Below are 23,019 nucleotides of genomic sequence, written 5' to 3'. Positions count from 1 at the left end.
TTTTTTCTTCGAATGAAAAACCAAAAGCCAACAATAAAGCATTCTGATCCTAATGGATAAAAATAGGATTAGGAAACTCAATGTTATTTGAATTTTAAATTAAAAGAAATGTGCTGTTTTTTCGAATAATCGAAACTTAAGAAACTATAGCGTCAGGCGGTCCCCGTAAGAAATACGAAGTGGTCGAAATTGAAAAAATCTTCTCTGAAAATGGGAAGAAATAAGGGGTTTCTCTATCAAATGAACGAAATTCAAAAGAGAAATCTTGTGGAAGAATAAAAGATTCAAAAGCAAAATGGCAAACAAAACAAACGTCATAATCATGATGCTGATGCGTTATTTCGCCGTTCGGATCATTGTAATTATGATGGCACTGTTTTTCTGAAAGCTGCTTTACAATATGCTCATAACTATGTATAGACTGAAACAATATTGAGAACAATATCGTGACAGCAAAAGATAAACTTAGTATGAGCTGCTTTTTCTTCATTTACTGCAAAGGTATAAAACATAAAAAGATAATTGATTTATTTTTGGCTTTTCCAGTCGATTTATTGAAAAATATGCAGCAATTAATTTTATTAGCAGGTAAAATAAGAATATTTGCATTTCTTAGTGTTGCTAAAAGCATTGTATTATATTTGTATATGAAATAAATAAACACATAAAAACGTTTATTTTGAAATCCTCTTTTAAAACCCAATTTACGATATGCGAATTATTTTTAGCTGCTTATTTTTACTCACTTTTTTTAACTCTTTTGCACAAGAAGACGTTAAGCCTGAGATAAAACCAGTTGTGAAAATAGATTCTTTATATCGAGAAGATCAGTTTTATTTTTCGGTTACTTATAATATGTTTACTGATATTCCAGTTAATTTCAAACAGAATAAGTTTTCTCTTGGACTTTCAGGAGGTTTCTTGCGCGATATGCCGGTTAATCAATCGAGAACTATTGCTATTGCTACGGGTTTGGGTTTAAGTTACCAGAATTATTATCAAAATTTAACGATTTCTGAAGATGCTTCAGGTGCAATTATATATGGAGTTAACAGTTATGGAGAATTTGTTTCTAATCGTTACCGACAATATTCTGTAGATCTTCCAATAGAATTTAGATGGCGTAATTCGACTTTCGAGAGCACTAAGTTCTGGCGTATTTATGGTGGTATAAAATTGAGTTATGTGTTTTCAAGTACCTCTATTTTGGATGATGGAGAAAAAACATATAGAATTAAGAATAACGATAATATCAATAAATTTCAATACGGTCCTTATCTTTCGGCGGGATACAACACTTGGAATGTCTACATCTATTATGGTTTAAGCCCTTTGTTTAATTCGGCAACTACTTTGTCTGGCGAAAAAATCAATATGAAAACCTTAAATGCAGGATTGATTTTTTACATTTTATAACCACAAATATAAAAATAGAAGCTGCGGCATTATGCCAACAAACAATCCAATTAATATTTCTCTAGAAGTATGCGCATTCATTTCTAAACGGGATGAAGCCACAATTCCCGATAATAAAATAAGTAAAGCGGGCCAATACGGATTATGAAGCTGAAGATGAATGTTTAATCCGATAACAAAAATCGTTAAACCAGATATAGCGACCATATGTAAGCTTGCTTTTGTCTTGAACAGCACGCATACCAGTGCCAAGATAGTACTGAATAATGCGGCAAGAAAAAAGAAATGAAGCTCTGGATAACGCGTAATTACGATGCTTCTTTTAACTAATAAAATATACAGAAAACATTGCAGAATAAGCGGAATCGTTCGTTCTGAAGTCTGACTTAGCATTATTGATTTTACGTGTCCAGTCGATTTCAACAATAGATAAAATAAGACAGGAACAATGACGTTAATGACCAAAATCTGAATTAAGACAAAATACTTTTCGTTTGTGCTGAAAATATCGTCTTTGTAAAAGAGGTAAAACAAAGTTGCATATAACGATATAAAAATCGGATGTAATATATAGGAGAATATCGGAAGTACTTTTTTCAAAACATGGAAATTTGTGGTGTAAAAACAAATATAATCAATAAATTTTTTCTGCCATGAATTACATGAATTCAAGGGAATTATTTTTTTTGCCACAGATTTTTAGGATTAAAAAGGATTATAATCAGTGATAATCTTTTAATCTGTGACTGAAATTTTTCACGCAGATTCTGCAGATTTAGGCAGATCTAAGCCAATTTAATTAATAAAAAAATCTGCGCGCATCTGCTTAAATTTTTTTAAATCTGCGTGAAATTAATTTGTAAAAATTTGGGACATTCGTGGCAAACCTTTTTTTAAATTTGAAAAAAAGAAATTTCTAAATGAGCCTAAATTTAAAAAGCCTTGTATCAGTATTAAATGCCAAATGGATTGGCTCAGATGCTGATGTTTTAATCGATCATATCTCAATTGACAGCCGTTCGCTTCAAAACGGATCGCAAACATTATTTTTTGCTCTGGCTGGGGTTAACAATGATGCTCATTTGTTTATTCCAGATTTAATAGAAAACAAAGTTCAAAATTTTGTTGTTCAATATATTCCAGAAGGTTGTGCCGATAAAGCTAATTTTTTGGTGGTCGAAAATACGCTTTTTGCACTTCAGGAATTTGCTGCTTATTATAGAAATTTATTCCATTTTCCAGTTATCGGATTAACGGGAAGTAATGGTAAAACGATTGTAAAAGAATGGCTTAATTTTTTATTGAGTCCTGATTATAATATTATTAGAAGTCCAAAGAGTTACAATTCTCAAGTTGGGGTTCCGCTTTCGGTAATTGCAATTAATGAAAAGCATAATTTAGGCATTTTCGAAGCTGGAATTTCGACGGTTAACGAAATGATTCATCTGGAAAAAATAATTAAACCTACAATAGGCGTGCTCACTAATATTGGAAGCGCGCACGATGAAGGGTTTCTAAATTTGGTGCAAAAGATTGATGAAAAATTACTTTTGTTTAAAGATTGTCCGATCATTATCTATCAAAAAACCGAAGTTGTCGAATCTTGTTTAACGCAGTTTGCAGCAGAATATATGGTGCATCCGCGAAAACTTTTCTCATGGAGTTTTACCGATCAAAACGCAGATGTTTTTATTGAAAAACGAGAACATAAAAATGACCATACTTTTATTCAATATCGATACAAAAACGAAATTTTTAGTTTAGAAATTCCGTTTAACGATTCGGCTTCGGTAGAAAATGCGATTTCTTGTTTGTTGGTTTTATTGCATTTTGATTACGATCAAGAAACGATCCAGAATCGAATTGAGATGCTATATCCTGTTCGTATGCGTTTGGAAGTAAAAAACGGAATCAACAATTGCAGTATTATTGATGATAGTTACAGTTCCGATTTTCAATCGCTTAAAATTGCTTTAGACTTTTTAGAAAGCCAGAAGAAGAAAGGCGCTTCAAAAACGGTTATTTTATCAGATATTTTCCAGAGCGGATTCAGCAATGAAGAATTGTATTCTAAAGTGGCTCAATTAATTTCAGATAATAAAATAAACCGCGTAATTGGTATCGGACCCACAATTTCTTCTTTTAAAACGAAGTTTCAAAACAGTACAATGTTTGAAAACACAGCCGATTTTATAACTGAAATAGATGATTTGAATTTCAATAATGAAACGATTCTAATAAAGGGAGCAAGATCTTTTCAATTTGAAGAAATTGTTGCGCTTCTAGAAGAAAAAACACACGAGACCGTTCTTGAAATTAATCTCGATGCGATCACTCATAACTTCAATTATTATAAGTCAAAACTAGCGCCAAATGTTAAAATGATGGTGATGGTAAAAGCATTTGGTTATGGAAACGGCGGATTAGAAATTGCTAAATTATTAGAACATCAGAAAGTAGATTATTTGGGTGTCGCTTTCGCGGATGAAGGAATCGCGTTGAAAAATGGCGGAATAAAACTTCCAATTATGGTTTTAAATCCAGAATCGACTAGTTTTCCATCTATTATTCAATATCAATTAGAACCTGAAATTTATAGTTTGAAAGGGTTAAATGCCTTTTTGAAAATGGCTCGCGAAAAGAACTTAAAAGAGTACCCAATTCATATCAAAATAGATACAGGAATGCATCGTTTAGGTTTTGAAAACAATACGATCGACGAACTGATTGCGACTTTAAAAGGAAATTCAACAGTTCGTGTTCAAAGTATTTTATCGCATTTGGCAACTAGTGATGATCCGAAACATTATGATTTTGTGAATCAGCAAATTGCATTGTTTGAGAAATTATCTTCAAGACTAATCAGCGAACTAAATATTAACCCAATTCGACATATTTTGAATACTTCTGGAATTAGCAATTTTCCAAACGCGCAGTATAATATGGTGCGTTTAGGAATTGGTTTATACGGAGTTTCAAATGATCCTTCAGAGCAAAAATATCTGGAAAACGTTGGAACGTTAAAATCCATCATTTCTCAAGTCCGAACCATTCCTGCTGGTGATAGCGTTGGTTACGGACGCCGTTTTATGGCCGATGCAGCAACTAAAATTGCCACAATTCCAATTGGATATGCAGACGGAATAGCAAGACTATGGGGAAATGAAGTTGGTTTTGTCACCATCAAAAATCAAAAAGCCAAAATCGTTGGAAGTGTTTGTATGGATATGCTAATGGTCAACGTAACCGACATAGATTGTAAAGAAGGCGATTCGGTAATTATTTTCGGCGAAAGCCCGACTGTGATAGAGATGGCTGAGGCGTTAAAAACAATTCCGTACGAGATAATGACCAGTATTTCGCAACGAGTTAAGAGGGTATTTTTTAGATAATAGTATTTAAACCATATAAGATATATAAGTCCATTTTATCGAAATGCATTTCTTTTTTTAGCTTACTATGCATTTCAATTGCGTTACGCTTATAATTTCTACTATGACTTATATGGTTCAAAAGAGAGTGTCGAATGTGTTTTTTTCAATAAAATTGCGTATTTTCGATATTCATTTATTATTCAACTAAACAGATCAGATATGGGATTTTTTTCAGAATTTAAGGAATTTGCAATGAAAGGCAACGTGGTTGACCTGGCTGTCGGGGTGATCATTGGAGCTGCTTTTGGTAAAATTGTCAGCTCATTTATTGAAGATGTAATTACGCCATTGCTGTTGAAACCAGCTTTAGATGCTGCGCATTTATCGACTATTGAGCAATTAACTGCTTTTGGAGGTGTAAAGTACGGAGTCTTTATATCGGCAGTAATTAACTTTATTATTGTGGCTTTTGTTTTATTCCTGATAATTAAGGCAATGAACCATGCTAAAAAGAAAGATGTTGCACCGCCACCTCCTCCAGCTGGACCAACTCAAGAAGAATTATTGATACAGATTAGAGATTTATTGAAAAATAAATAAAAATATAATACCGCTACACTAAGTCTAACTTAACCGCCTTTTAAAGAGGTGGTTTTTTTACAAAATGTTTATTTTATAACATTTTGTTATTTTTTGTGAATCGCCTTGTGGAAACTTTTATTATACTTACTTTTGCCTTACAAATTAGATTAATTGATTATTTAAACATATAAAAATGAGAATTGCAGTTGTAGGTGCTACCGGAATGGTAGGCGAAGTAATGCTTAAAGTATTAGCAGAAAGAAATTTTCCTGTTACAGAATTAATTCCTGTTGCATCAGAAAGATCAGTTGGAAAAGAAATCGAATACAAAGGAACCAAATATAAAGTAGTAGGATTACAAACAGCTGTTGATATGAAAGCTGATATTGCTGTTTTCTCTGCTGGTGGAGATACTTCATTAGAATGGGCTCCAAAATTTGCTGAAGCTGGAACAACTGTAATCGACAACTCTTCTGCATGGAGAATGGACCCTACTAAAAAATTAGTAGTTCCAGAAATCAATGCTGATGTTTTAACTAAAGAAGACAAAATTATTGCAAATCCAAACTGTTCTACAATCCAAATGGTTTTGGCTTTGTCTCCTTTGCACAAAAAATACAACATTAAAAGAATCATAGTTTCTACTTACCAATCTATTACAGGAACTGGTGTAAAAGCGGTAAAACAATTAGAAAACGAGTACGCTGGAGTTCAAGGCGAGATGGCTTACAAATATCCAATTCACAGAAATGCGATTCCTCACTGCGATAGTTTTGAAGAAAACGGATACACTAAAGAAGAAATGAAATTAGTTCGCGAAACTCAAAAAATTCTTGGTGATAACACCATTAGAGTTACCGCTACTGCAGTTCGTGTGCCAGTTGTAGGCGGACATAGTGAAGCAGTAAACGTTGAGTTTACAAATGATTTTGATGTAAATGAAGTTCGCGAAATTCTACACCATACAGATGGAGTAGTAGTTCAAGATAATTTAGATACCTTTAGTTATCCAATGCCATTATACGCAGAAGGTAAAAATGATGTTTTTGTTGGAAGAATTCGTCGTGACGAAAGCCAGCCAAATACATTAAACATGTGGATTGTTGCCGATAACTTAAGAAAAGGAGCTGCAACAAACACAATCCAAATCGCTGAATACTTAATTCAAGCTGGTTTGGTATAATTAGAGATTAAATAAAATTGTTATAAAGAGAAAACCGTAATTGCAGTAATGTAATTACGGTTTTTTTGTGCGCTGTTTTATGGTATATTTGATTTGAAATTAGACGAATATGATAGACATAAACTTAAATTACATCAAAGACAATTATATAGAGTTTGAAGAAGTAATAAAAACAGCAAATATTTCATCAGATAAATTAAATCGGTTAATTGAAAGTAAACTTGTTCCTGGGCCTTCTTATGTTATAAATTCAGAAATAAACATTAGCTCTTCATTAAATGATAATCATAGAATTATTGTTGAAGAAAAGTATTTTCACACAAGTGTTTTAGAACTTATAAAAAAGAATGCGGATAATTCGAATCCTGAAAAATTTAAACTGGAGTTCAAAGAAAATTTGTTGTCAAACTTAAAAAATCATGTCCACAAAGCTTTTGCATACGGAAATGTTTTTGATGAAAATGAGAATCTTGATAATGAAAAAGTCGAAAAGGCTTTAGAAGAAGAGTGGAATCACTATTGTAATGGTGTATACGGAATTTGCACTTTAGACAATAATGAAAATGCCATTATTGATAAAGAAATCGCTATAAAAAGGATTTTGAGCTTTATAGAAAAGAAATCTACGTCATTAACAAATGATGAAAAAATAGAATTAGAAAACCTTAATGCAGAATTTAATAAAGCGACTAGTTTATTTGCTCCGTATCAACGAGAATTGAGCAGTCGCGGTAAGTATTTGGATAAGTTATTAAGAGAGTTTTCTTTGGAAGATTTGATTAAAAGATAAATTGAAAGATTTATGAGTTTGATAGAAAATACAATATTGTTAAATCAGAAAAATGCAGATTGTAAAGAAATTTTTCAGGCGGTCTGTGATGAACTAGGTAAACATTATGAAAAACTAGGGTTTAAATATTCAAGATCAAGACCTAAAATTGTTTTAAAAAAAGAAGATTTAAAATTAGAAATATGTTTCTGGTCAAGTAAATCGAATATTTCAGGACAATCTATTACTCTTGAGATATTGCCAAATTTTTATTCTTCCATAATTCCTAAAACTAAAAAAACAAGTGGATTTTTATTTGGTCACAGTGCAATATTTAATCATAAGTATACTGATAATCCAAAAAAAATTAGAGTTGTAAAAATATTTGGAGAAGTAGTAGAACAAATAGATGAATATAGTAGTGAATCTGTAATAAAAGAAAGTAATGTTTGTAATATTTATGACATTGATGAATATAAATTTAAAAAGATAATCGAATTTATTGATTTGAAAATTTTACCATCATTTGAAAAATTAAAAACAGAACAAGGCTTAATAGAATTAACTGAAAATCCGACAAAATCTAAAATATGGTCTTTGAATGGAAAAGGAGGAAATTCAGATTTTATTGAATATTGCAAATTAAAATTTCCTAATGTTGATATTGAAAAAAGATTAGGCTTTAATGAAGATTATAAATGATCTTTTAAAAATAATAATTTAAAAATGATGATAGATTTAGTAAACAGATTAAATGATCAATTGGAAACATCGAGACTTGATTATTATAATAATCTTAAAGAACCATTGAGTGATAAAGAAATAGAAATATTAGAAGAAAAATATCAAGTTCAAATTCCTAATGATTTGAAAGAACTTTATAAATGGAAAAATGGACAGGATCAGAATTGTTACGAAGCTTTTGTCAATAATTCAATGTTTATGTCTTTAGAAGATGTATTAGATTCAAGGGAAGAGTTTAACTCCATGATTGATGACTTTGAGATTGAAAATTGGTGGAATGAAAATTGGTTGCCAATTTTTCATAATGGAGGAGGAAGTTATATCTGCTATGATTTAAGTGGAATTTTTACTGGAAAAAAAGGGCAGTTAATTGAATACTGGAATAGAGATAATGACAGAAATGTTATCTCATTAAATTTAGAAGATTTCATCGCTCAGCTTACTATTTATTATTCTAATACAAAATCTGAAGATTTTGATGAGTATTTTGCGATTGAAAAGATAGATAACTATCCAATAAGGTTTATCGTAGAATAAGAAAACAAAAAAGCGAGAATCAATAAATCCTCGCTTTTCTTTTATTTTTAATATTCCGGAGCCAGTTCTAATTCTAGTCCTTCTAATTCTTCAGTAATTGGTATCTGACAACCTAAACGGCTATTAGACTTAACATAAAATGCTTCAGAAAGCATGGCTTCTTCATCGTCTCCCATTTCTGGTAATGCAACATCATTTAGAACATAACACTGGCAAGAAGCGCACATGGCCATTCCGCCACAGGTTCCTTCAACAGGAAGTTCGTATGCTTTGCATAATTCCATTATATTCATTGCCATATCAGTTGGAGCCTGTAATTCGTGTATAACTCCTTCTCGATCTTTAATTTTAATTAATACATCCATTTTAATTATTGGAATTTTTGGAAGGATTTTATAACGTGAAAAAATCCTAATTTATATTAGCTAGTAGGTTTAGTACTAAATGCGTATTCTTTTCTATCATTCTCCTTTAAGTGCATTTTTACACCAAGAACGTTGTCGTTTTTTTCAAGAATGGTAACCACTGCAATTACAGAATAATAATCTCTATCAGACTGGAAAATCAATGTTCCTTCGTAAGTTGTGTTTAATACACCTTGTTTGTCAGTTGAAGCAGAAAGCTTTCTCGGATTTGAGAATTCTGCTGAACTGTAAGTTGATTTTACTGTAAATTTTGCTTTTCCTTCTACGAAATCGTATAAGAAATCATAGTTTCCAATTCGCAATGTTCCAGGTGCTTCGTTTGGATTGATTGAAAAGATAATCTTTCCTGAATATTGAAAGTCAGACCATTCTTCAGATTCACTTACCCAAGCCTTGTCAACCACAACATTCTTACTTTGGGCATATCCTACAGAAACAAAAAACAATAATAAAAAAAGAGCGTAATAGTTTTTCATAAGTTTAAGATTTAAGGGTTTTGTGACAAATTTAAGTTAAAAATGTAACAATTCCTTAACGGAAACTCTTAAATCTTTGCGTTGTTTTTTGTGAATGTGGCAAAAAACATCTTTTTTTCAGTGTTATTTTATGATTTTTTCAATCAAATAATAAATCACCTATTATTCTTGTTAAACTTTGAAGGTTTAATTTGAATAAAAAGACACTGTTTTTTGTTACATTACGTTCACCACAGTTTCAATTTGTGGTGCATATTTTTTTATGGTTGTTTCAACACCAGCTTTTAGCGTCATTTGATTAACGCTACAGCTAATGCAAGCTCCTTCCAAACGAACTTTTACATGTTTGTCATCTTCGATAGAAATTAATGAAATATCTCCACCGTCAGATTTTAAGAATGGTCTTATCTCATCTAAGGCCAATAAAACATTACTTGTTAATTCTTCTGTTGTCATAATATTAATGTGTCAATTAGAGAATGTTTTTAATTCGAAAATGTGCCAATTAGAAAATAGAAAATTCACTTTGTTGCGTGAAATTATCTCATTATCTAATTTTCAAATTATCTCATTAGTTTCATTATCTCAATTATCTAATTATTTTTTCACTGCCGAGCAACCTGCCATTGTTGTAATTTTAATAGCTTCTGTTGCTGGTAAGCTTTCGTTTCTGTTTACTGTTTCTTGTACAACATTTCTAGTAATTTCTTCAAAAACTGTTTCTATTGGAGAACCAGTTTGCAATGCTGCCGGACGACCGTAATCTCCTGCTTCGCGAATAGATTGTACAATTGGAACTTCTCCTAAAAACGGAACTCCTAAATCTTCAGCAAGGTTTTTAGCACCTTCTTGTCCAAAGATATAATATTTGTTTTCTGGCAATTCTTCTGGTGTAAAGTAAGCCATATTTTCTATAATTCCTAAAACAGGAACATTGATGTTGTCCTGCATAAACATTGCCACACCTTTTTTGGCATCTGCAAGTGCTACCGCTTGCGGTGTACTTACTACAACCGCTCCAGTAATTGGAAGTGATTGCATGATAGAAAGGTGAATATCTCCAGTTCCAGGAGGCAGATCAAGAAGCATGAAATCTAATTCTCCCCAATCTGCATCAAAAATCATTTGGTTTAATGCTTTTGCTGCCATCGGTCCTCTCCAGATTACGGCTTGGCTTGGCGCTGTAAAAAATCCGATTGAAAGCATTTTGATTTCGTAGCTTTCAATAGGTTTCATTTTTGATTTTCCGTCAACTGTTACAGAAATAGGTTTTTCGTTTTCAACGTCAAACATAATTGGCATAGAAGGACCATAGATATCAGCATCTAAAACACCAACTTTAAAGCCCATTTTTGCAAGTGTAACAGCCAAGTTTGCAGTTACAGTAGATTTTCCTACTCCTCCTTTACCAGAAGCAACTGCGATAATATTTTTAATTCCAGGAATAGCACGGCCTTTAATTTCCGGTTTCTCTGGAGCTTCTACTTTAATATTTACCTTTACTTTTGCATCTGGTGATATTAGCTCATGAATTGTTCTTCTAATATCATCTTCAGCTCTTTTTTTGATGTGCATAGCAGGCGTATGCAATACAAGGTCTACAACAGCTTCATCTCCAAATGTAATTACATTGGTTACAGCACCGCTTTCAACCATATTTTTTCCTTCTCCAGCAATAGTGATTGTCTCTAAGGCTTTTAGAATTTCTTTTCTATCTAGTTTCATTGTAATGGGCTATTTTTTTATTCTCTAAAAACAGTCTTATAAGATTATATTTATTTAAACTGATTTCAGGGTGCAAAGATAACAGATTAAGTTCGGAAATTAAGCGTTTTTGGATTGTAATTATTGATATTGAGATTATTCAAAATTATTCAACATAACTTTTCATTAAAATGGAATTTAAGGATCATTATCTATTTTGATGCTTTTAGAAAAGTTCTTCCAATTTAAAAGAATATTCGTTTCTGTAAGTTTTCTTTCAAATAAATAAAATTCTCACAAAACTTCGTTATATTTGATTACCCAAATCGATTGATTACCAGACAGGAAAAAAATATGTGAAAACTAAGGTTTTTTGAGTGATTTTTTGGGTTTTCGGTATTTTTTTTAAAGTTATTTCTACCAATTTAAACTTTAAAAATATGCGAAATTTTACTTTTTCTCTAATTATTGTTACAGTCAGTTTTTTTGCATTTTCATTCAATTCATTATCTAACAATGCTAAAAGTAATTCTGATCTGTCAGATCGAAAAGCTGTTGCGGTCCTTACAATCGATGCAGCTTCCATTAATGCTTTCTTCAAGAAATATCCAAAGCTTAAAAAATATCAAAAAGATGTTGATGATATTTATAAAGCTAAACAGTACAAATCTCTTTGGTATGATGATAAAAGTATCACTGAATTTGGATCCTTATTGTATCAGAAAGTAAATGTTCTGAAAGATCAGGGAATTGAAGAAAAAATGCCTTATAAAGAACAAATTGATGAGGCGTTTAATGAAAGTTCTTCAAACAAACCATCTCAGCTTGATACCGAATTACTGCTTACTAGTATGTATGTATTTTATGCAAGCAATGTATATTCTGGAGTTGATCCTGCGACATTAAAAAAAATAGGATGGTATCTGCCTGCAAAATCCATTTCGTATTCTCACATTCTAGATTCATTAATGTTAGATACCAATCGATTGAATGAAGATGATAATCTGTTATTCAGTCAGTACTACAGATTAAAAGGTGCGCTGAAAAAATACCGTAAAATTGAAACCGATAATCTATGGCAGAAAATTGCGATTGACAGTGCGACTTTTAAAGATTTAAGACCAGATGACACAGCTATCGCCATTAAACAAATTAGAAATCGCTTATTTGTAGTAGGAGACTTAAAGCAAGATTCTGGAAGTGATATTTATGATGAAGAATTGATGGCGGGAGTTTTAAATTATAAAAAAAGATATAATTTAAAAATAAATTATGTCCTAACGAGAGATATTATCAATCAAATGAATGAGCCGATTAGCAAGAGAATCAGAACCATCATGCTGAACATGGAAAGATGCAGATGGATTCCGACCAAATTGGCAAAAGCAGACGAGTACGTCATGGTTAATATTCCTTCGTTTAGGCTGTTTTATGTTAAGGATGGAAAATATGATCTTGTTTCAGACATTTTTGTGGGTAACAGACTTAGTGAGACAGTGATTTTTAGCGGAAATATGGATCGAATAGTCTTTAGCCCGTATTGGTACGTTCCAAATAGCATTATTCAAAACGAATTAAAACTCCAGATTGCAAGTGATAAGAACTATTTGGAAGAACATAATATGGAATGGAACGGAGGTAAAGTGCGACAAAAACCAGGACCGAAAAATTCGCTGGGATTAGTAAAATTCATGTTCCCAAATCCAAACGATATTTATATGCACGATACGCCTGCAAAAAGTTTATTCGAATTTGAAAAACGCACTTTTAGCCACGGCTGTATCAATGTGAAAGAAGCCAAACAGCTTGCTTTGCATATTTTAAAAGATGATCCAGACTGGCCGGCAGACAAAATTGAAAGTGCTATGAATGGCGGAAAAGAAACAACTTGTATGCTTAAACGTAAAATTCCGGTTTATATAGGTTATTTTACCTGCTGGGTTCAGGACAATGGAGAAGTCAATTTTTTCCCAGATGTTTACGATCGAGATCAAAGTCTGGATAAGTTGATTTATAATGATGCCATTACAATGAAAGATTAAAAATAAAAGCCCGACGGATTTTACTGAAATCTGTCGGGCTTCTTTAAAAAAAATGGTCTACAAGCTTATTCGTATTTTAGATATTTTAATACATCTATTCTAGTTACCTGAAATGCTTTTGTTAAAACAATTACTAATGTTAAAAACAAAAGTGAAATCAGGGCAATTACAAAAGGAACTGTCGATATTCCAATTCTAAAAGCGAAATCTTCAAGCCATTTCTGTAATAATATATAAGCAGGAACAATCCCGATTGCAAATCCTATAAAACAGAAAACAATATATTGTTTCGACAATTCTTTTAGGAGTATATCTGTTTCAGCTCCTAATGTTTTTCTAATGGCGATTTCTTTCAATCTTCTCTCCATCGAAAATGATGCCAAAGCGAACAATCCGAATATAGCAATTATGATTACGACCAAATTTAGGATGAAAAAGAGGTTTTTTTGTTTGACTTGCTCTTCGTAAGTTTTTGCAAATCCCTTGTTAACAAATTCGTAATCAAACGGATAGTCAGGGTTGACGTTTTTCTCCCAATATAATTTCAATTTTTCTAACGTTTCTGTTAAATTATTTGGAGAAACCTTTACAAGCACTCTATTAAAATTATTCCATTTTAGCGTTTTTAAACTAATAAAAACCATTGGCGGAACCTTATTTTGTAAATTGATTAAATTAAAGTCTTTCACAACGCCAACAACTTTAAACTTCAAATTATCACCGCTTCCAATACTCCAGCCCGATGTTATCATGGTGTTTACTGGATTCTTAAGATTTAGTTCTTTAGCAAGTGTCTCGTTTATAAGCATGCCGTTTACAGTGTCTGAAGCAAATTGAGAAGATAAATCGCGCCCTTCAACTATTTTAATCTTCATCATTTCAAGAAATCCAAAATCCATTTCGATGTTTTTTGGCTGTACAAAAATTCCATTATGCTTAAATCCTGAACTTGATCCCGAATTGCCTCCAAAAGTGCCGGCAAATGTAGTAACATCTACAACTCCTGGGATTTTTTTAATTTCTTGTTTCTCTGCTAAATATTTATCTGTTCTGCTTAATCGGTCTTTTGTATTGTACGTAATAGAAAGTACCTGATCACCGCTAAAGCCTAGATCTTTGTTCATCATGTAACTAACCTGCGAATTAACAATCAATGCTCCAATGATAAAGAAGGCCGCAATTCCGAATTGAAAGATAAGCATTGAGTTTCGAATCCAAATACCGCTTTTACTTCTTGAAAAATTCCCTTTTAAAACCTTTAATGTTTCAAAATTTGAGATATAAACAGCAGGGAAAATACCCGCAAGAACGATTACTAATCCAAATATAAAAATGAGCTGCAGGTAAAATTCGCCGCCATTCATAGTCAAAGTTTTTCTCAAAAAGGTATTGTAATAAGGTAATGAAAGTTCTACAATTGCAAGTGCAAAAATAATTGCAAGCGTTACGATTATAGAGGTTTCAAAAATAAACTGCGTAACAATTTGCTTTTTTGTTGCACCCACAATTTTACGCACACCTACTTCTTTGGCGCGTTTGATGGCCGATGCAGTTGCCAAATTGATATAATTTACTATAGATAAAAATAAGATTAGAACAGACAAGCCGCCCATAATGTAAAGCAATTTTAAATTGCCCTGTCCTTCAGGAAAATTTTGGCCTCCTGAACTTATTGTGCCATATAAACGAGACGTTTTCAATTGATCTAGGATTACTTCTACCTGTCCGTTTTCTTTTAAATATTGCTCGACGGTCTGACCGCTGGCTTTGGCATCTTTTACGGTTCTGTTAACAAAAATTACATTTTGCATTTTCTTTATAAGAGCAGCAGAATTGGTTCCTTTTTTAGCTTTGACCATTAAAGCATAATTAAAATTCCCCCATTGATCTCTGTCGCCCTCACGTTTAACCCCGTTAAAGACATAATTTGGTTCAATTGAAGAAGGTGTAGTTACACGAAAAACCGCTTTTACGATATAATCTCCATTACCATACGAAATTGATTTACCAATTGGATCATCGTTTTTGAAAAGCAATTTTGCTTGATCTTCGGATATGGCAACGCTATTTTTTTCTTTTAAAATGTTCTGTTTGTTTCCTTTTATAATTTCAAAAGGGAAAAAATCAAAAAAGTTTTCGTCTGTACGAACAACTTTTTTATCTAATATTTTTAGATTTTGAAATTTAACAACACCATCTTCGTACCAATTGTAGAGAAAACAAATTTTGTCAATTTCAGGGATCGTAGCTTTACAAGTCTCGCCAAAAGGGATCGAACTAGTTGCCCAGATATCTCCCGAACCAATTTTGTTTAGAACAAGATAAGCATTCTCTTTTTCAGGATTCCATTGATCGTATGCATTTTCATTGTTCCAATATAAGATCGCAAAAATGACAGAAGCAATCCCGATGCTTAGTCCTAAAACATTTAAAAACGAAAACAATTTGCTTTGTTTTAAATGATATATAAATATTTTAAACCAGTTAAAAATCATTTTGTGGTATATTTTTTTATAGTTGATATGGTTGTTTTTGGTAAACCTTTCGGTTTTACATCATAGTAAATATTTTGCATACTAGTTCTACCAGAACTACAAGTGCAGTAACAATAATTTTAATCATCGTCTTATTATTTAGCGTCCATAAAAACATCAACATTTCGTTGATTTAATTTCTCAGAAAATATAACTCCGTCTTTCATATGAATGGTTCTTTGCGAAAAAGAAGCATCATAATCAGAGTGGGTAACCATCAAAATGGTAGTGCCTTTAGCGTGCAAATCGGTTAAAAGTTCCATCACTTCATTACCGTTTTTACTGTCTAAGTTTCCTGTTGGCTCATCGGCCAAAATAATTTTCGGATCGTTTACCAGCGCTCTTGCAACGGCAACCCTCTGTTGCTGTCCTCCAGAAAGCTGTTGCGGAAAATGTTTCAAACGATGAGAAATGTTAAGTTTCTCAGCAATAGCCTCGATTTTCTGTTTTCTCTCAGAAGCTTTTACATTGTTGTAAAGCAATGGCAATTCGATATTATCATAAACAGAAAGCTCATCAATTAAATTGAAATTCTGAAAAATAAAACCAATGTTTTCTTTTCTCACTTTTGCTCTGCCTTTCTCTTTTAGGCCAATCATTTCTTGGTCTAGCAGTTTGTAGCTTCCGGTGCTAGCGCTATCCAAAAGCCCGATAATATTTAATAAAGTCGATTTTCCACATCCAGAAGGTCCCATAATGGTTAAAAAATCTCCTTTTTTTATTTCTAAATTGATACCGCTCAAAGCAGCAGTTTCTATTTCTTCTGTTCTAAAAACTTTGGTTAAATTCTGAATTGTGATCATAATTTTTTAAGGTTTTGAAATGTTATTAAATGCGTTTTTTGATTGATGATTGAAACTATGTTTTTGTTTATTTTGTTTCAAGCTTCAGGTTTCAAGTTGGTTGCAGCGTTAACGTGAAACCTGAAGCTTGAAACAAAATAAACTATTCTTTATTTAGAGAAAGCTCTTCGATATCCTTATAATCGCTGTAAGAAGAAGTAACTACAGATTCGCCTTCTTTTAAGCCTTCTAGGACTTCATAATAAGAAGGGTTTTCGCGGCCTAGTTTGATATTTCTTCTTACTGCTTTGTTACCATTTACAACAAAAATCCATTTTCCTGCTGCTTCCTGGTTAAAAGCTCCTCTCGGAATTACCAAAGTTCTATTCTTTTCAGACAAAATCAGTTTTACACCAAAACTAAGTCCGTCCTGTAGAACAATGTTTTCTTTGCTTACAAAAGCAAGCTCCACAGTAAATCGTCCCCCTTTAACCTCTGGAATTACTTTGGTCACAACAACTTCAAGGTTTTTTCCTTTAAATTCTACCTGTCCTTTTAAACCTTCTCTAAGTTTTTCCAGATAAAATTCGTCTACTTCGGCAATCAGCTTGTATCCTTTGTTAGAATCGATTCTTCCAATGCTTGCGCCTGCCTGAAAAGTCTTTCCTAAAACAGGTTCAAAAGAGGTTAATCGTCCTGTTTCTGGCGCTGTAATTAAAAAGTTCTTTTTGTTGTTTCTAAGAATATCCAAACTCTTTTCCATAGTCTGGATCGAACGGTTTATTTGCGAAATCTGAACCTGATTGCTTTGTTTTTCTTTTTGAATGCTTTGCTGAATTGTTCTTTTGCGTTCTTCCTGAAAACGAAGGCTTTCTTTAAAAGTATTCCAGTCATTTTTAGAAATTACATCTTTCTCATACAACTTCGCATTCATATCATATAGTCTCTTCGCGTCGTTGTAATCATGTTCAATCAGAACTAAATCTTTGTTTAAGTTCAATTCTTGATTTCTGATATTTAATTTTCCTGTATTTAAATTGTTGATTTGCTCAATAATAGCGGTTTCCTGAGTAAGATAATTCAATTCTGTATTCGGATTGTACAAACGAGCCAGCGATTGTCCTTTGGTTACCATTGCACCATTTTCTACAAATATCTCTTTTACAGAACCACCTTCGGTAACGTTTACTAGCATAACGTTCAATGGCTCTACTTTTGCCTGAAAAACGACAAAATCTTCAAAAAAGGCTTTTTCTGCTTTTTGGATTACCAATTCGTCTGCTTTTACATTTAAAGTTCTTTTGGTATTAAATGCAAAAACCGAGATGGTAAGCAAAACTAAAAAAACAGCAATTGCTATTGCGAGATATCTAAATTTTTTATTTTTACGAGGAATTATCGTGTCCATTTTTTAATTTATTTTACTGATAATCAATAGGTAAATACTGTGCCATAAAATTTATTATTTGTAAAGTATTGATTTTAAAGAGGCTTTAAAAAACACTTCAAAAAAGCAGTGTCCGATAATGAACAGTTGACCGTTCGGAAGCGGACAGAAAAAAGACCAAATGAGAAAGAAACTAGCCCAAATATTAGTTGTTGACGATCAGGAAGAAATTCTTTTTTCTGCAAAAATGATTCTTAAAAAACATTTCGAGACGATTTTTACAACCAATAGTCCTAAAAAAATCATTTCAATTTTAAGCGAAAATGACATAAATGTGGTTTTGCTGGATATGAATTACCGAATTGGTTTTGAAGATGGGCGTGAAGGAATTCATTGGCTAAAAGAAATTAAAACCCTTTCTCCAAATACAATTGTGATCTTAATGACCGCTTTTGGTAAAATTGAAACTGCTGTAGAGGGTATTAAGATTGGAGCTTTTGATTATGTGCTAAAACCGTGGAATAACGAAAAGCTGTTAGAAGTTATTGATAAAGCGGTTACGGAAAGCAGAAAAAACGGCAAAAAAACAACTTTAGAAAAAATAGAAAAGACCGAAAAGAAATATTTTGTCGGCACTTCAGCTAAAATAAAACAAGCGTATTCTATAGCCGAAAAAGTAGCCCGAACAGATGCCAATGTTTTGATTTTGGGCGAAAATGGAACAGGAAAATATGTTTTTGCCGAATTTATTCATCAGCATTCTGAGAGGAAAAACGAGCCTTTTGTACATGTAGATTTAGGTTCTCTAAGCGATAATCTGTTTGAAAGCGAGCTTTTTGGTTATGCCAAAGGTGCTTTTACTGATGCTAAAATTGATACTCCGGGACGTTTTGAAAATGCATCAAACGGAACAATTTTTCTAGACGAAATCGGAAATATTCCCTTGCATCTTCAAGCTAAATTATTGCACGTTTTACAAACCAAAACCGTAACGCGTTTAGGCGAAAGCAAACCACGACCACTGAATGTTCGCGTTATTGCCGCAACGAACAGTGATATTAAAACAGAAGTCAAAAATAAAACGTTCCGTGAAGATTTGCTGTACCGAATTAATACCATGGAAATCAATCTGCCTTCTTTAAGAGAAAGAAAAGACGATATTGTACCGATGGCTAATTTTATTTTGGAACAGATTGCCGAAAAATACAATCAGGAAAATTGGCGCTTTGAAGATAATGTTCTCTTGTATTTGGAAAAATATCCATGGAAAGGGAATGTTCGAGAAATGGAAAACAAAATTGAACGCGCTCTGATTTTAGCTGAAAACAATACCATTTCGGTAATGGATCTGGATATTTTGGACTTTGAAGAAATTCAGGAAAATGATGAAAATCCGTTATCGGAAATGGAGAAGGGAGCAATTGAAAAAGCACTTTTTAAACACAACGGAAACATCAGTAAAACTGCAGAGGAATTAGGTTTGTCTCGTGCTGCTTTGTACAGAAGAATAGAAAAATACGATTTGAAGAATTAGAACGAATAATAATTTTGCCACAGATTAAAAGGATTTTCACAGATTTAAAATAAAAAATCCTTTTTAATCCTTTTAATCTGTGGCAAAAAAAAATAATAAATGAAAAACTGGAAATTTTATAATGCCTTGTTCATAAGAGTTGTGTTTGTCATGGCGCTCTTTCTTTGCAGTGCGCTATTGTTGTACAAAGGATTTCAATACAACGCTTTATTGGTTGGTGTTTTCGTTTTGATTTTTCTAATCGAAATGTATTTTTTTGTCAAAAACCAGTTGCTGTTTTATGATAAAACGATAAATTCAATTCTTCATGATGACTTTTCTGCCCATTTTCCAGAAGAATATAAAAAAGACAATTTTAATAGTCTATATCTTTTGTATGATACTTTAAAGGTTCAGAAACAAGAGCAGATATCCAAAGAATTAATCTACCGTTCGATTCTGAACAGTATTGATACCGCTGCTTTAATCTTAGAAAAAGAAAATGAGGATTGGTCCATTTTTATAATGAATGACTGTTTTTCGAATCTTTTTAAAGTGCCAAAAGTAAGTCATTGGAAATACCTTAAAAATTATCTTCCAAGTTTGTGTGGCGAAATTGAAAAGGTTGGTTTTACAGAATTAAAAACTGCCATTTCAATTAAAATTGAAGATCAGGATCTGCAGACTTTTATGCTGCAAACTTCTCTTACGCAGACTTATAACAAAGAGTATTTTATTATTTTACTAGACAGTATTCAGCGCGTTATTGAGAAAAAAGAAAAAGAAGCATGGATTAATCTGATGAAAATTATTTCGCATGAATTAATGAATTCACTAACGCCTATTCGTGCGCTTTCGCAGAATTTGCTTCATATTGTAGATCAGGATGAATTGGAAGATGACGATTTTGAAGATATCAAAAGCAGTATTTCGACAATCATAAATAGAAGCGATCATTTACAGTTTTTTGTCGAGAATTATCGTAAACTGGCAATGCTGCCAACGCCGAATAAACAAATGACGCCAATCAATGCTCTGTTTGAAGATTGCCTTCGAATTATGAGTCCGATCTTGAAGGAAGAAAGAATAGAATTAATGAATGAGATACACAGTTCACGTTCTATTATGATTGATAAAAATCAGATGGAGCAGGTGATTATCAATTTGATTACCAATAGTATTCATGCTTTAAAAGAGAAAACAGAAAAGAAATTAATAATCTCGAGCTATACTGAAAATAATCGTTTTTTCATTGTGATTTCAGATAACGGAAAAGGAGTAGATGCGGAAATTAGAGATAAAGTTTTTCTTCCGTTTTTCACCACCAGAAAAGATGGAGCTGGAATTGGTTTGACGCTTTCTAAAAACATAATTGAAGCGCACGGAGGTTATCTAAGCTATCAAACCGATGAAGATAAAACAAGTTTTGTGATTTGCTTGATTTAGTGGGTTTGCCACAAAGTCGCAAAGACGCGAAGATTTTATCGTAGAGACGCACTGCAGTGCGTCTACATAAAGAGAATTGTGTTAATCTCGCAAAGTCTTGAAGTTTTTTTTGTTCCCGCAGATTTTGCAGATTCGGAAGATTTTCTTTTTTTATTGAACGATAAATCTGTTTAATCTGCAAAATCTGCGAGAGAAAATAAAAATATAAATTCTTTCTGCTAAAATGAACTTATATCACTTATATGGTGAAAATGATTTTTACGATTCAACTTCCGGTTTCCAAAAATGTTTTTCAAAATCTACAATCTGATTATTGACCACTTTTATGCCTTCATTTTCTAAAAGTTGCTGCATTAAATTGGTTCCGTCAAAGTGATGTTTTCCTGTTAGAAGACCTTTTTGGTTTACCACTCGGTGCGCAGGAACATCATCCATATTATGACAGGCATTCATTGCCCAACCGACCATTCGTGCGGAACGAGCTGTGCCCAAAGCTTTTGCAATAGCGCCATAAGAAGTAACTTTTCCAAATGGAATTTGTCTGGCGATTACATAAACTCTTTCAAAAAAATTCTCTTCTGCCATGATGTTTTGCCACAGATTAAAAGGATTATAAAGATTTTAAAATTACTATTAATCTGCTAAAATCTGCAAAATCTGCGTGAGAAATAATTAACCACAAAGAAAAAAATCATTTTAATCCCTTTAATCTGTGGCTATAAAAATTATCCGAAGTAGTAATTCAGGATATTAAAAAGTGTTGCTAGAGCAACTAATCCAGTAATGGTCCCGATAATGGTATTCATGTTTCTCATGAAGTAATCGGTTTTCTTTTCTATTCTTCCGAAGAAAGCAATATAGCTGTATAAAATTCCGAAAGCCCCAAGAACAGAACCTAATACAAATGTTAGTATAATCGGGTTTTGAAATGTAAAAAGATTGTATGAAGCCAGAGTAACACTTACGACAACATAATACGGAATCGGAAAGAAGTTTAATCCAGAAAGTAGCATTCCGAGAAAGAAACTGCTTTTTTTACTCTTTTTGATTTTCGTTTTTTTCTTTGCTATCGGATCTTTTGCAAAAAATAAAAAATAAATAGTTAAAATCGAAAAAATGACAAAACCAACTTCACGCAATAAGGTTACAACATCTGGACGATTGTCTATGACGCGAGCAAATAATACGGCAACATAAGCTTGAAAAAAAATAACTAAAACAGCCCCGATTACAAACCATAAAGCATTCTTTTTGCCTTCTTTTATTTTTATTTTCGCAGCTGTCATGTTGAGCAATCCTGGCGGAACAGTCCCGATGGCTGCAGCAATAAAGCCTGAAAGTAATGGGGTAAGATAGGTCATTTAGTTATTAAAATCGGTTAGATAAAAGGTTTCAAAATTAAAGTTAGTCTTTAATTTTGAAACGAATATACGTAATTGCCTTATTAATTTCTAAATATTGTTTTTCGTAAAAAGTCTGTATAGAAGTTACAACTTCTGGGCTTCCTTCGTTTTTATAAACATTATGGTTGGCATATAAAACTTCGTGACCTTCTCCGTGAAGTAGTCCAAGCGTATAACCGTGCATAAATTCGCTATCGGTTTTAAGGTTTACAACACCGTCTTTTTTTAGGATTTTTTTGTACAATTTCAAGAACTCAGAATTGGTCATTCTGTGTTTGGTTCTCTTGTATTTGATCTGCGGATCTGGGAAAGTAATCCAGATTTCGTCTACTTCGCCTTCAGCAAAAATATGATTGATCAATTCGATTTGTGTACGTACGAAAGCAACATTATGAAGTCCGTCTTCAACAGCAGTTTTGGCACCACGCCAGAAACGCGCACCTTTAATATCAATTCCGATAAAATTTTTGTTTGGGTATTTTTCTGCTAATCCAACAGAATATTCTCCCTTTCCACATCCTAATTCTAAAACTAATGGATTGTCATTTTTAAAGAAATCAGAGTTCCATTTTCCTTTTAAAGGCATTAAATCGCCTACAACTTCTTCTCTGGTTGGCTGAAAAACGTTTTGAAATGTTTCGTTTTCTCTGAATCTTTTTAGTTTATTTTTACTTCCCACTTTTACAAAAATTTTCCGCAAAA

The 23,019-nt window shown here is 32.5% G+C and carries 22 protein-coding genes; 10 read left to right on the top strand and 12 right to left on the bottom strand.

What is annotated here, in order from left to right:
- Positions 1-136: 136 nt before the first annotated feature.
- Positions 137-490, bottom strand: coding sequence for a hypothetical protein (locus NCC77_RS03730; protein ID WP_250834406.1), 354 nt, complete (start codon positions 488-490; stop codon positions 137-139).
- A gap of 221 nt (positions 491-711) precedes the next feature.
- Between NCC77_RS03730 and NCC77_RS03725 the strand changes: the two genes are divergently transcribed.
- Positions 712-1,416 carry a porin family protein gene (locus NCC77_RS03725; RefSeq protein ID WP_250834405.1) on the top strand — a complete coding sequence of 235 codons (705 nt, stop codon included), beginning with the start codon at positions 712-714 and terminating at the stop codon, positions 1,414-1,416.
- Here NCC77_RS03725 and NCC77_RS03720 read toward each other — a convergent pair.
- On the bottom strand, positions 1,411-2,016 hold the full coding sequence (locus tag NCC77_RS03720) for a hypothetical protein (RefSeq protein ID WP_250834404.1): 606 nt from the start codon (positions 2,014-2,016) through the stop codon (positions 1,411-1,413). The genes NCC77_RS03725 and NCC77_RS03720 overlap by 6 nt on opposite strands.
- A 320-nt stretch (positions 2,017-2,336) precedes the next feature.
- On the opposite strand from NCC77_RS03720, the gene NCC77_RS03715 reads away from it, so the two are divergent.
- The 6 genes from NCC77_RS03715 (at position 2,337) to NCC77_RS03690 (ending at position 8,605) form a co-directional block, all read left to right on the top strand.
- The gene (locus NCC77_RS03715) at positions 2,337-4,808 is read left to right on the top strand and encodes a bifunctional UDP-N-acetylmuramoyl-tripeptide:D-alanyl-D-alanine ligase/alanine racemase (RefSeq protein WP_250834403.1); all 2,472 of its coding nucleotides are present in this window, start codon (positions 2,337-2,339) and stop codon (positions 4,806-4,808) included.
- Between the two features lie 201 nt (positions 4,809-5,009).
- The gene (mscL, locus tag NCC77_RS03710) at positions 5,010-5,390 is read left to right on the top strand and encodes a large conductance mechanosensitive channel protein MscL (protein WP_250834402.1); all 381 of its coding nucleotides are present in this window, start codon (positions 5,010-5,012) and stop codon (positions 5,388-5,390) included.
- A gap of 175 nt (positions 5,391-5,565) precedes the next feature.
- On the top strand, positions 5,566-6,555 hold the full coding sequence (locus NCC77_RS03705) for an aspartate-semialdehyde dehydrogenase (protein WP_250834401.1): 990 nt from the start codon (positions 5,566-5,568) through the stop codon (positions 6,553-6,555).
- A gap of 109 nt (positions 6,556-6,664) precedes the next feature.
- Positions 6,665-7,345: a DUF6058 family natural product biosynthesis protein gene (locus NCC77_RS03700; protein ID WP_250834400.1), complete on the top strand. Its 681-nt coding sequence runs from the start codon at positions 6,665-6,667 to the stop codon at positions 7,343-7,345.
- Positions 7,346-7,357: 12 nt separating this feature from the next.
- Complete coding sequence (locus tag NCC77_RS03695) at positions 7,358-8,026, top strand: hypothetical protein (RefSeq protein ID WP_250834399.1); 669 nt, start codon at positions 7,358-7,360, stop codon at positions 8,024-8,026.
- A gap of 24 nt (positions 8,027-8,050) precedes the next feature.
- Positions 8,051-8,605, top strand: coding sequence for an SMI1/KNR4 family protein (locus NCC77_RS03690; protein WP_250834398.1), 555 nt, complete (start codon positions 8,051-8,053; stop codon positions 8,603-8,605).
- A 47-nt stretch (positions 8,606-8,652) separates the two neighbouring features.
- Here the strand turns inward: NCC77_RS03690 and NCC77_RS03685 are convergent, their stop codons facing one another.
- The 4 genes from NCC77_RS03685 to NCC77_RS03670 all read right to left on the bottom strand — a co-directional run bounded on the left by NCC77_RS03685 (position 8,653) and on the right by NCC77_RS03670 (position 11,231).
- A complete protein-coding gene (locus tag NCC77_RS03685) occupies positions 8,653-8,970 on the bottom strand; it encodes a 2Fe-2S iron-sulfur cluster-binding family protein (protein WP_095929730.1) in 318 nt (105 codons plus the stop codon).
- A gap of 56 nt (positions 8,971-9,026) precedes the next feature.
- The gene (locus tag NCC77_RS03680) at positions 9,027-9,506 is read right to left on the bottom strand and encodes a hypothetical protein (protein ID WP_095929731.1); all 480 of its coding nucleotides are present in this window, start codon (positions 9,504-9,506) and stop codon (positions 9,027-9,029) included.
- A gap of 216 nt (positions 9,507-9,722) precedes the next feature.
- Entirely contained in the window at positions 9,723-9,962 is a 240-nt protein-coding gene (locus tag NCC77_RS03675) for a NifU family protein (RefSeq protein ID WP_095929732.1), read from the bottom strand.
- A 141-nt stretch (positions 9,963-10,103) separates the two neighbouring features.
- Complete coding sequence (locus NCC77_RS03670) at positions 10,104-11,231, bottom strand: Mrp/NBP35 family ATP-binding protein (protein WP_095929733.1); 1,128 nt, start codon at positions 11,229-11,231, stop codon at positions 10,104-10,106.
- A 419-nt stretch (positions 11,232-11,650) separates the two neighbouring features.
- Between NCC77_RS03670 and NCC77_RS03665 the strand changes: the two genes are divergently transcribed.
- Complete coding sequence (locus NCC77_RS03665) at positions 11,651-13,252, top strand: L,D-transpeptidase family protein (RefSeq protein WP_250834397.1); 1,602 nt, start codon at positions 11,651-11,653, stop codon at positions 13,250-13,252.
- Between the two features lie 65 nt (positions 13,253-13,317).
- On the opposite strand, the gene NCC77_RS03660 is transcribed toward NCC77_RS03665, so the two are convergent.
- The 3 genes from NCC77_RS03660 to NCC77_RS03650 form a co-directional block, all read right to left on the bottom strand.
- Positions 13,318-15,747: an ABC transporter permease gene (locus NCC77_RS03660; protein WP_250834396.1), complete on the bottom strand. Its 2,430-nt coding sequence runs from the start codon at positions 15,745-15,747 to the stop codon at positions 13,318-13,320.
- 134 nt (positions 15,748-15,881) lie between these two features.
- Positions 15,882-16,589, bottom strand: a complete 708-nt coding sequence (locus NCC77_RS03655; protein WP_250834395.1) for an ABC transporter ATP-binding protein — start codon at positions 16,587-16,589, stop codon at positions 15,882-15,884.
- A gap of 142 nt (positions 16,590-16,731) precedes the next feature.
- Positions 16,732-17,976: an efflux RND transporter periplasmic adaptor subunit gene (locus NCC77_RS03650; protein WP_250834394.1), complete on the bottom strand. Its 1,245-nt coding sequence runs from the start codon at positions 17,974-17,976 to the stop codon at positions 16,732-16,734.
- A 160-nt stretch (positions 17,977-18,136) separates the two neighbouring features.
- Here NCC77_RS03650 and NCC77_RS03645 point away from each other — a divergent pair, with 160 nt between their 5' ends.
- Both NCC77_RS03645 and NCC77_RS03640 read left to right on the top strand, forming a co-directional pair.
- Entirely contained in the window at positions 18,137-19,489 is a 1,353-nt protein-coding gene (locus NCC77_RS03645; protein ID WP_250834393.1) for a sigma-54-dependent transcriptional regulator, read from the top strand.
- A 99-nt stretch (positions 19,490-19,588) separates the two neighbouring features.
- On the top strand, positions 19,589-20,914 hold the full coding sequence (locus NCC77_RS03640; RefSeq protein WP_250834392.1) for a sensor histidine kinase: 1,326 nt from the start codon (positions 19,589-19,591) through the stop codon (positions 20,912-20,914).
- Between the two features lie 258 nt (positions 20,915-21,172).
- Here the strand turns inward: NCC77_RS03640 and NCC77_RS03635 are convergent, their stop codons facing one another.
- From NCC77_RS03635 to trmB, 3 genes are all read right to left on the bottom strand, one after another.
- Positions 21,173-21,499, bottom strand: a complete 327-nt coding sequence (locus NCC77_RS03635; protein ID WP_111286436.1) for an MGMT family protein — start codon at positions 21,497-21,499, stop codon at positions 21,173-21,175.
- A gap of 140 nt (positions 21,500-21,639) precedes the next feature.
- Complete coding sequence (locus NCC77_RS03630) at positions 21,640-22,275, bottom strand: LysE family transporter (protein WP_250834391.1); 636 nt, start codon at positions 22,273-22,275, stop codon at positions 21,640-21,642.
- Positions 22,276-22,318: 43 nt separating this feature from the next.
- Positions 22,319-22,996: a tRNA (guanosine(46)-N7)-methyltransferase TrmB gene (gene trmB, locus NCC77_RS03625; RefSeq protein ID WP_095929742.1), complete on the bottom strand. Its 678-nt coding sequence runs from the start codon at positions 22,994-22,996 to the stop codon at positions 22,319-22,321.
- Positions 22,997-23,019 lie beyond the last annotated feature (23 nt).

The organism is Flavobacterium tyrosinilyticum (assembly GCF_023656565.1).
GTDB classification, from domain to species: domain Bacteria; phylum Bacteroidota; class Bacteroidia; order Flavobacteriales; family Flavobacteriaceae; genus Flavobacterium; species Flavobacterium tyrosinilyticum.
This window is presented reverse-complemented; position numbering and strand designations above follow the sequence as displayed.